This window comes from Amycolatopsis sp. NPDC051071, assembly GCF_040682875.1.
Taxonomy (GTDB): Bacteria; Actinomycetota; Actinomycetes; order Mycobacteriales; family Pseudonocardiaceae; genus Amycolatopsis.
This window is the reverse complement of sequence record NZ_JBFBBY010000253.1, coordinates 1-8,639: the sequence shown is the minus strand read 5'-3', so window position 1 is coordinate 8,639 and position 8,639 is coordinate 1. Positions and strand designations below refer to the sequence as shown.

Here is an 8,639-nt window from a genome sequence, read left to right as displayed (position 1 = left end):
TTCCCCATCCCCGTGGCCGGCCCCCCGCACACCCCGCGCCGCCGGCGAGTTCCCTCCGCGCCCCCCTAACAAAATATTGTCCCATCGGCCCACCCCTCATGACGTTTTCGGCTCGGCTCGGCTCAGCCCCTAGCGCCTAGCCGATCGACGGGATGAACGTCGGCAGCCGCCGGACCTTCGTGTCCTGCTCGAAGGCGTAGGCGATGGCCAGCAGTGACGGTTCGCTGAACTTCCCGCCCATGATGGACAGTCCCAGCGGCAACGGCCCGGAGTAGGCCATCGGGACGGTCATGTTGGCGTAGCCCGAAACCGCGGCCGGACCGGAGGAGTCGATGAGCAGCGCGCCGTCACCGGTCCCGAGCTGTGTCTTCCACGCGGCGTTGTTGGTCGGCGCCACGATCGCGTCGAGGCTGTTCCCGTGCAACGTCTCGTCGAGACCCCGCCGGGCGGCGCTCGTCGCGGCTTCCCGCATCGCGCGGTAGGCCGGATCGTCGATCCCGGTGGTGGCCTGCGAGCGGTCCCACAGGTTGTGGGTCCAGTACGGCATCTCGACCGCGGCGTGGTCCAGGTTGTACTGGATCAGCCCGGCGAGATCGGCGGGATGCTTGCCGCCGGTGGACGCGAGATAGGCGTTCAGGTCGTGTTTGAACTCGGTCCTGATCGCGGGGAACTCGTTGGCCGCGATGACGTCCAGGTACGGGATGGTGATCTCCACCGTGGTGGCACCGAGTTTCCGCAGCCTGCTCAGTGCCTGCTCGAACGCCGCCTTCGTCGCGTCGTCCGGGGTGTACACCTCACGCCAGACGCCGATTCGCTTACCGTGCAAAGCGTTGGGGCGCAAGAACTTCGTATAGTCGTCGAGCGACTGCCGGGCGGCGTCGACGGTGATCGGGTCCCGGCGGTCGGCGCCGTTGAGGGCCGCGAGCAGGATCGCCGCGTCGACCACGTTGCGTGCCATCGGGCCCGCGGTGTCCTGCTGCTTCGACACCGGCACGATCCCGCTGCGGCTGACCAGGCCGAGGCTCGGCTTGACACCCACGATGCCGTTGGCGCCGGACGGGCAGTTGATCGATCCGTCGGTCTCGGTCCCGACCGCGACGGTCGCCAGATGCGCCGCGACCGCGACCCCCGGGCCCGCCGACGAGCCGCACGGATTGCGGTCGAGGACATACGGATTGGCGGTCTGGCCCGCGAGCGGGCTCCAGCCGTTCGACGAACTGGTGGAGCGGTAGCTCGACCACTCCGAAAGGTTGGCCTTGCCGAGGAGTACCGCGCCCGCCTCGCGCAGGTTGCCGACCACGCCGGCGTCGCGGTAGGGGCGGGATTCCAGCATCGCGGTCGACCCGGCGGTGGTCGGCTGCCGGTCGGCGGTGTCGATATTGTCCTTGAGCAGCACCGGAATGCCGTCCATCGGCCCCTTCGACTGGTGCCGGATCCGCCGGAAGTCGCTGGCCGCGGCGAGGCGGAGCGCGTCCGGATTGGTGGTGAGAACGGCGTGCAGCGTCGGGTTCAGCTTGCGGATCCGCTGCAGGTAGAAGAGCGTCAGCTCGACCGAGGACAGCCTCCCGGCGCGCATCGCCCGCTGCAGATCGGGGATCGTCGCGCGTTCCAGGTCGATCCCGGCCACGACCGGACGTCCGGAAAGCGACGTGGCCTGTGCCGGGACGGCCACCGTGGCGGACGCGACGAACACCATGACGAGAAAGGCGGACACGGCCGCGAAACGTCTCTTCAAGAAATTCCCTCCTTGGGTCGAAAGAATTCCTGAACCGTACGTGTGCCGCCTCTTTTGAGCACCACCGAATGGCGCAGAGGAAAGGGGTGGGGGAATTGTCGTCGAACAATTAATCGGTAGGCGTCCGGTCACGGAAATGACCTGATGGCAAGGTGATCATCGGATTTCCGCACGCGGTGCGGCCGGTCGCGGACACAGCGTGATCCGGTTTGCCACGAAAGTCTACTTCGTCGGAAATAATCCGCCGGAAATCCGGCCCTTCATCGCCTCGTCCGATTGATCGGGAATTGGTCGGACTCTCGTCGATCATCCAACCCTGTCGGGCCGGGAGTGCTCGGCGAGAGCGGCGCTGAAAGAACGCGCGGTGCTCGCCAGACCGGTCACCGCCGAAGCCGGGTCGCGCCGGGCGGGCAGGACGGCGGCGAGTGCCGCGCCGACCCGGCCGTCCGGGGTCCGGATCGCGACGGCGGCGCAACCGAGACCGGGCGTGATGGTCTCCGACTCCGTCGCGAACCCGGCGGCGCGGATCGCCAGCGCGCCGGCGTCCGGTTCGGCGAGGGCGGGGTGGTGGGCGGCGAGCAGCCGTCCGGCGGCGGTTCCGGGCGGCAGCGGAGTGCCCGGCGACACCGGGACGTCGTCGGCAGGCAGGACGGCACCCGCCGCGACGAGCGCGCGGCCCTCCCTCGGGACGACGAGCACGAGGCTCACCCGCATCCGCGCCGAAAGCGACGGCAGCCACTCCTTGGCCAGATCCCGCAGTTCGGGCTGCCAGAACCGGCCGAGCCGGAACACCCGCGAGCCGATTCGGTAGCCGCGGCCCGCCCGCTCGACGGCGCCGAGTTCGACCAGCTGGTCCAGCAGCCGGTGCACGGTGGTCTTCGGGAGCCCGCTGGCCCGCACGAGCTGGGTCAGCCCCGCCTGGCCGCCGTGGTCGTTGAGTGCTTCGAGCAACGTGAACGCGCCTTCGAGCACGCCGCGTCCACCGAGGGTTTCCCGCATCGCCAGCCTTTCTCCCGATCACGTCACCGGAGAAGTAAAGTGCGCTTCCGGTCACCTGGGATACGCGCTTTCGGGCAGGCGTACGGGCAGGGTTCCGCTGAACGGCCCAACCGGTGACGTGACGGACACCGCGCCGGAAACGGCCGTGCCGGGTCGGGCTCTCCCGCGTGTTCCTGGCATGCTGGCAAGGTTCGCGCGAACACCACAGCTGCCAGGGGGACGTCGATAATGGAGGAGATCCGCCGCCTCGCCGACCGGTTCGATCTCATCGAGCCCGTCGGCGGCGGCTCCATGGGCACCGTGTGGCGGGCGCGCGACGAAAACCTGGAACGCATCGTCGCGATCAAGGAACTGCTTCTGCCGCACGGGCAAGGGGAACAGAAGTCCGACGAGGCCAAGAACCGCGCGCTGCGCGAAGCCAGGATCGCCGCGCGGCTGGTGCATCCCCACGCCATCACCGTCTTCGGCGTGATCGACGAGCAGGACCGTCCGTGGATCATCATGGAGTACCTGCCCTCGACCAGTCTCGCGGACAAACTGCGTGACGGGCCGATGGAAGCCGACGACGTCATCCGGCTCGCCATCCAGCTGTGCTCGGCGCTGGCGGCCGCGCACCGGGCCGGCATCGTCCACCGTGACATCAAGCCCGGCAACGTCCTGCTGGGTGAGGACGGCACCGTCAAGATCACCGATTTCGGTATCTCGCGGGCGATGGGTGACGTCCAGCTCACCGCGACCGGCGAGATCTCCGGGACGCCGGCGTTCCTGGCGCCCGAGGTCGCCCGCGGTGAGGACGCCACCTTCGCCTCCGACGTGTTCTCGCTCGGCGCGACGCTGTACACCGCGCTCGAAGGCGGCACGCCCTACGGCACGGCGGAGAACCCGATCGCGCTGCTGTACCGCGCTTCGAGCGGTGAGATCACCCCTCCGGTCAAATCCGGCATCCTCACGCCGCTGCTGAATCGCCTGCTCGACGTCAGACCCGACAGCAGGCCGACGATGACCGAGACCGAGCGCGAACTGCGGGCGCTGGCGGCGGGGGAGCCGACGACGCTCGTCGCCGAAGAGCCGCCGCCGAAGGCACGCAAGGGCATGTTGATCGGCGTCATCGCCGGATTCCTCGTGCTGGCCGCCATCGCGGCAGTGGTCGTGGTGCTCGCTCAAGGCAAGGACGCCCCGACGGACGCGGCACCGCCGCCGAGTTCGCCGCAGCAGACCGCCACCGCGACGTCGTCGGAGTCCGCCGCTCCGCCGCCCTCGCCTTCCTCCGAGCCGCCCTCGACGCCTCCGTCCACGCCTTCGTCGTCCTCGGCGCCGCCGCCGGCGCAAACGCCCGGCCAGGCACTTTCGGCTTACTACGCGCTCCTTCCCGGCAATCTCGAGGCCGGGTTCGCCGGGCTGAGCGACAACTTCAAGCGCGTCCGTGGCCAGAATCCGGCCAAATATGCCGGCTTCTGGGGCCAGTTCCAGTCGGTGTCGGTGTCCAACGTGTCCGAGCGCGGGAACACGGTGTCGGCGAAGATCACCTATGTCCGCAAGGGCGGCGGTTCGGAATCCGAGAACGCCACGTTCACCCTGGTGCAGCAGGGCGGGCGTTACCTCATCGACTCCCAGGGCTGAGACCGAGTTTCGCGGCGAGGCGCCGAAGCCAGGCCTCGACCTCCTCGGGGGAGCGGTCCGGCAGGCCGAAGATCGTTTCGGTGACCCCGGCGGCTTCCAGCTTGGCCAGGCTCTCGGGATCAGGGCGGACGCCGAGCGCCGAGATCTCCGGTTCCCCGGCGCGGCCTTCTTCCCGCCAGAGTTCGCGGAGCCGCCGCGCCTTGTCCTCGATGTCCGTGTCGCCGGGGGTGGTGAGCCAGCCGTCGGCCGACTTCGCGATCCAGCGGAACGTCTTTTCCGTCCCACCCGCGCCGACGATCACCGGGATTCGTGCCTGTGCCGGTTTCGGCCAGGCCCAGCTGGCCCCGAACGAGACGAATTCGCCGGCGTACGAGGCCTCGTCGTCGGTCCAGAGCGCGCGCATCGCTTCGAGGTACTCGCGCAGGACCGTCCGCCGTTTGCCGCCGGGGACGCCGTGATCGGCCAGTTCGTCGACGTTCCAGCCGAAGCCGACGCCGAGGGTGACCCGCCCGGCCGAGAGGTGATCGAGGCTGGCGATGGTCTTCGCCAGCGTGATCGGGTCGCTCTCGACCGGGAGGGCCACCGCGGTCGCGAGCCGGATCCGCGTGGTCACCGAGGCCGCCGTGGCCAGCGCGACCCACGGGTCCAGCGTGCGCAGGTAGCGGTCGTCGGGCAGCGACGCGTCGCCGGTGCGCGGATGTGGTGCCTCCCGTTTGACCGGGATATGCGTGTGCTCGGGCACGTGGAAGGCGTCGAAGCCGGCGGCTTCCGCCGCACGCGCGGCGGAAGCCGGGCTGATGCCCCGGTCACTGGTGAACAGCACGATCCCGTGTCTCACAGCCGGTCACATTATGAGAACGTGTTTCAGTTTGCAACCGGTGCGTGCAGAGTGGCAGGCAGTGCGTGCAGTCGCCAGGCACCCGGGTCCGGTATCCGCGGCGGGCCGTCCATGAGGGCGAGGCCGGGGAAGCGGCGCAGGAGTGCGTTGAGCGCGACTTCGGTCTGCACCCTGGCCAGGGAGGCTCCGAGGCAGAAGTGCGGGCCGTGGGCGAACGCCAGGTGCCAGGCGGGCCCCGCCGCACGCCGGATGTCGAAGACGTCCGGTTCGTGGAACGCCTTCGGGTCGCGGTTCACTGCCGCGATCGCGACGGTAACAGGTTCTCCTTCGGGAATCAGGACGTCGCCGATCCGGACCTCCTCGGTGGTGTAGCGGGGGATCGTGAGCAACTGCGGGCTGCGCCAGCGCATCAGTTCTTCGACCGCGCCTGCCATGAGTGCCGGATCCGCACGCAGTTCGGCGAGTTGCCTGGGATGGGCGAACAGGGTTTCGATCGAGTTGGCGATCAGGTTGCCCGGTACCTGGCCGCCGAGGACGAGTTGCCAGACCAGTGCGACGAGTTCGGTCTCGCTGAGCCTGTCGCCGTCTTCGGCTTGGACGCGGAGAAGCTGCGAGACGATGTCGTCGGCGGGTTCGAGTTTCCGGTGCGCGATCGCGGCGAGTGAGCCCTCGACGATGCCGGGTACCGCCTTCATGAGGGCGGCGCCGTCGCCTGCCGCGACCGCGGTGCCGTACTCGCGCCAGCGCGGTCGGTCGGCCTCCGGGATGCCCACGAGCGCGCAGATCACGTCGACCGGCAGCGGGCGCGCGAAGTCGGTGACCAGATCGACCCGATCCTCCTCAGCGAGGCCGTCGAGGAGGCCGTCCACGATCCGCTCGATGCCGGGCCGGAGCGCGTCCGCGCGACGCGGGGTGAACGCGGGGGAGACGAGCCGCCGGAGCCGCAGGTGCTCCGGACCCTCGACCTCCTGCATGGTCCGCAGGTACGGGCGGCAGTGGTCGGGCACGTCCAAGCGCTGGTAGCTGTTCGCGCCGAGGGCGAAGCGCGGGTCGCTCAGCATCTTTCGCGCTTCTTCGTGCCGCAGGACCGCCCACATCGGGCCGAAACCCGGCGCGACCAGCTTGGCGACCGGGGACCGCTCGCGGACCGGGCCGTAGGCGGTGAACGGATCGTGGAGGACTTCGGGGTCGGTCAGGAGGATCTCGGGAATGTCGGGCAAAGCGGTCTCCCAGTTCGGATGTTCAAACCAGATGTTCTCGTCATCTGAATGTTCAAGGTATCTTGATCCGGGTCCGAGGGCAAACGTTCTGGTCGAAGGGGAGGCCGATGGTCCGGCTGAGCAGGGCAGAGACGCAGGAGCGCAATCGCGCGAAGGTGCTGGCCGCCGCCCGCGACGAGTTCGCGGGACGGGGCTTCCGGGACGCCAAGATCGACGTCATCGCCGAGCGGGCCGAGCTCACCCGCGGCGCGGTCTACTCGAACTTCCCCGGCAAACGCGCGCTGTACTTCGCCGTCCTGGCCGAACTGGCGGAGCGGCCCGCCTTATCACCGCATACCGAACCGGGCAAGAACCCGGAGAGCGCGCTCGGCGCTTTGGCGAGGGCGTGGGTGGCCGCGCTTCCGCTGGACGACGAGCAGGCCGGGCTCGGCCGCGACCTGATGCCGGAGGTACTCGCGGACGAACGGATCCGGCGCCCGTTCGCCCAGCTGGTCAAGCTCAACGGGCTGCTGCTCGGGCTCGCGCTGGAACGGCTCGACCCGCCGGACCGGCCGCCGGGGGCCCCGATCCCGCGCCGGGTGCGGCTCGCGGAGACCGTGCTGACCACCTTGCACGGCGCGGGTCAGCTGGCGGCGGTCGCGCCGGGAGTCGTCGAGCCGTTCGACGTCGTGAGTGCCTGCGAGCGGCTGGCGGGGCTGCCCCTCAACGACTGGTGGGCGCCACCCGTGATCGCGCCTGCCGCGCAGGCCGCCGACCGGGCCTGGTCACCACCGGAGGCCGTGGACCTCGTGCGTGCCGAGTCGTTCGTGCCCGCCGACGGCGTGGTCGTCGTCCTTGGCACGCATCGGCTTTCCGCCGCGGAGGAGGCCGTCCGCGCTTCCGGCCGCGACGTCACCGTGGTCGTCGTGACCAGCGAGCCCGACGAACTCGTCCCGCTCACCCGGCTGATCGTCGCCGAGGTCTGCGGAGGCGTCCGGCAGGCCTTCCCGGAGCGGGCCTGGCCGGGCGTGCGTGTGGTGTGCGACGTCGCCGGGACCCTGGCCGCGGCCGCGGGCGTACTCGCGGTCAGCGACGAGACCGAAGCCGCGATCCGGGTCGAACGGGGGCGGATCGTCGCGACCGCGGACGGCCGCGGCGCCGGGCACGCCGTCTCGGCTGATGTGTCCCGTGTGGAGTATCGCTAGACGACGTCAGTGTGCCGGACGCGGTAGACCTGCAGCCGGAGCCCGTAGTACTTCTCGGTTTCCCCGACCCAGACCATCCCGAGCCGTTTCGCGGTCGCGATGGCACGCACGTTGTCAGGGCGCGCGACGGCGAAGAACTCGTCGGTGTCCTGGGTGAACGCCCAGCCGAGCAGCGCGCGGGCCGCCTCCGAGGCGTAACCCTGGCCCCAGGCGTCCGGATGCAGCTGCCAGCTGATCTCCAGATCCTCTTCGTACGGCGGCAGCAAATGGATCCCGAGCCCGCCGACGACCACGCCGTCCTCCTTGCGCTGCACCGCCCATCTCCCGCGTGGCGGCACAAGATTGGGCTGGGCCTGTTGCCAGGCCTGCAGAACCGAACGCATGGCCGCGGCGTCGGTCACCCGGTCCATCGCCGGGGTGAGCCAGCGGGTCACGTCCGTGGTGCCGTAGATCGCCAGCGCGGCTTCGGCGTCGTACTCGGACCAGTCACGGACGACAAGCCTTTCGGTGGTCAAGTCCATAACAGGACGTTACGCCGCCTTCGTGCGACCCGGGTAGCGTCGGTATCCGCGTCGGTATCCGAAGGAAAGTGAGGTCCCGCATGCGCGTCGAAACCCTGACGACCCCCGAACAGGCCTGCCCGATCGCCCCGGTGGTCGACATCGTCTTCAGCCGCTGGACCACGCCGATCCTGTGGACGCTCAACGAGTTCGGCAGGCAGCGGTTCGTCGAACTCGAGCGGCGCATCGGCTCGATCACGCCGAAGGTGCTGACCCAGCGGCTGCGGCAACTGGAACGCGACGGTCTCATCACGCGCACCTATCACGCCGAAGTGCCACCTCGGGTCGAGTACGAGATCAGCGAACTGGGACGCAGCCTGGCGCCGCTGTTCGCGACCCTCGCGGACTGGTCGACGAAGAACCTGCCGAAGGTGGCGGAAGCCAGGTCGGCCTACGACTCGGCCCCCTGAAGCTTGCAGGGGGTGGGGGGGTGTGTTGGGTTGTGTTTTTGGAACCAAAAAAAAAGAACAACACCGCCCCCCC

At 69.5% G+C, this 8,639-nt stretch carries 8 protein-coding genes; 3 read left to right on the top strand and 5 right to left on the bottom strand.

The features are described from left to right. Positions 1-136: 136 nt before the first annotated feature. The gene (locus tag AB0M65_RS39080) at positions 137-1,696 is read right to left on the bottom strand and encodes an amidase (protein WP_364040073.1); all 1,560 of its coding nucleotides are present in this window, start codon (positions 1,694-1,696) and stop codon (positions 137-139) included. Between the two features lie 345 nt (positions 1,697-2,041). Then, complete coding sequence (locus tag AB0M65_RS39075) at positions 2,042-2,734, bottom strand: helix-turn-helix domain-containing protein (RefSeq protein ID WP_364040070.1); 693 nt, start codon at positions 2,732-2,734, stop codon at positions 2,042-2,044. Positions 2,735-2,962: 228 nt separating this feature from the next. Here AB0M65_RS39075 and AB0M65_RS39070 point away from each other — a divergent pair, with 228 nt between their 5' ends. Beyond that, on the top strand, positions 2,963-4,354 hold the full coding sequence (locus tag AB0M65_RS39070; RefSeq protein WP_364040067.1) for a serine/threonine-protein kinase: 1,392 nt from the start codon (positions 2,963-2,965) through the stop codon (positions 4,352-4,354). Here the strand turns inward: AB0M65_RS39070 and AB0M65_RS39065 are convergent. Both AB0M65_RS39065 and AB0M65_RS39060 read right to left on the bottom strand, forming a co-directional pair. Further along, a complete protein-coding gene (locus AB0M65_RS39065) occupies positions 4,335-5,192 on the bottom strand; it encodes an LLM class F420-dependent oxidoreductase (protein ID WP_364040064.1) in 858 nt (285 codons plus the stop codon). The genes AB0M65_RS39070 and AB0M65_RS39065 overlap by 20 nt on opposite strands. A 26-nt stretch (positions 5,193-5,218) precedes the next feature. Then, positions 5,219-6,412 (bottom strand): cytochrome P450, encoded by a 1,194-nt coding sequence (locus AB0M65_RS39060; protein ID WP_364040061.1) that lies wholly within the window; start codon positions 6,410-6,412, stop codon positions 5,219-5,221. A gap of 107 nt (positions 6,413-6,519) precedes the next feature. Between AB0M65_RS39060 and AB0M65_RS39055 the strand changes: the two genes are divergently transcribed. Continuing rightward, complete coding sequence (locus tag AB0M65_RS39055) at positions 6,520-7,596, top strand: TetR/AcrR family transcriptional regulator (RefSeq protein ID WP_364040058.1); 1,077 nt, start codon at positions 6,520-6,522, stop codon at positions 7,594-7,596. Here the strand turns inward: AB0M65_RS39055 and AB0M65_RS39050 are convergent. Next, positions 7,593-8,117, bottom strand: a complete 525-nt coding sequence (locus AB0M65_RS39050; protein ID WP_364040055.1) for a GNAT family N-acetyltransferase — start codon at positions 8,115-8,117, stop codon at positions 7,593-7,595. The two genes, AB0M65_RS39055 and AB0M65_RS39050, sit on opposite strands and share 4 nt — an antisense overlap. A gap of 80 nt (positions 8,118-8,197) precedes the next feature. Here AB0M65_RS39050 and AB0M65_RS39045 point away from each other — a divergent pair, with 80 nt between their 5' ends. Then, positions 8,198-8,566, top strand: a complete 369-nt coding sequence (locus tag AB0M65_RS39045; protein ID WP_364040052.1) for a helix-turn-helix domain-containing protein — start codon at positions 8,198-8,200, stop codon at positions 8,564-8,566. The last annotated feature ends 73 nt before the right edge of the window (positions 8,567-8,639 follow it).

Coding starts and splice junctions, on each gene's coding strand:
- AB0M65_RS39055 (WP_364040058.1), top strand. CDS start 6,520: ATGGTCCGGCTGAGCAGGGCAGAGACGCAGGAGCGCAATCGCGCGAAG.
- AB0M65_RS39050 (WP_364040055.1), bottom strand. CDS start 8,117: ATGGACTTGACCACCGAAAGGCTTGTCGTCCGTGACTGGTCCGAGTAC.
- AB0M65_RS39075 (WP_364040070.1), bottom strand. CDS start 2,734: ATGCGGGAAACCCTCGGTGGACGCGGCGTGCTCGAAGGCGCGTTCACG.
- AB0M65_RS39045 (WP_364040052.1), top strand. CDS start 8,198: ATGCGCGTCGAAACCCTGACGACCCCCGAACAGGCCTGCCCGATCGCC.
- AB0M65_RS39070 (WP_364040067.1), top strand. CDS start 2,963: ATGGAGGAGATCCGCCGCCTCGCCGACCGGTTCGATCTCATCGAGCCC.
- AB0M65_RS39080 (WP_364040073.1), bottom strand. CDS start 1,696: ATGGTGTTCGTCGCGTCCGCCACGGTGGCCGTCCCGGCACAGGCCACG.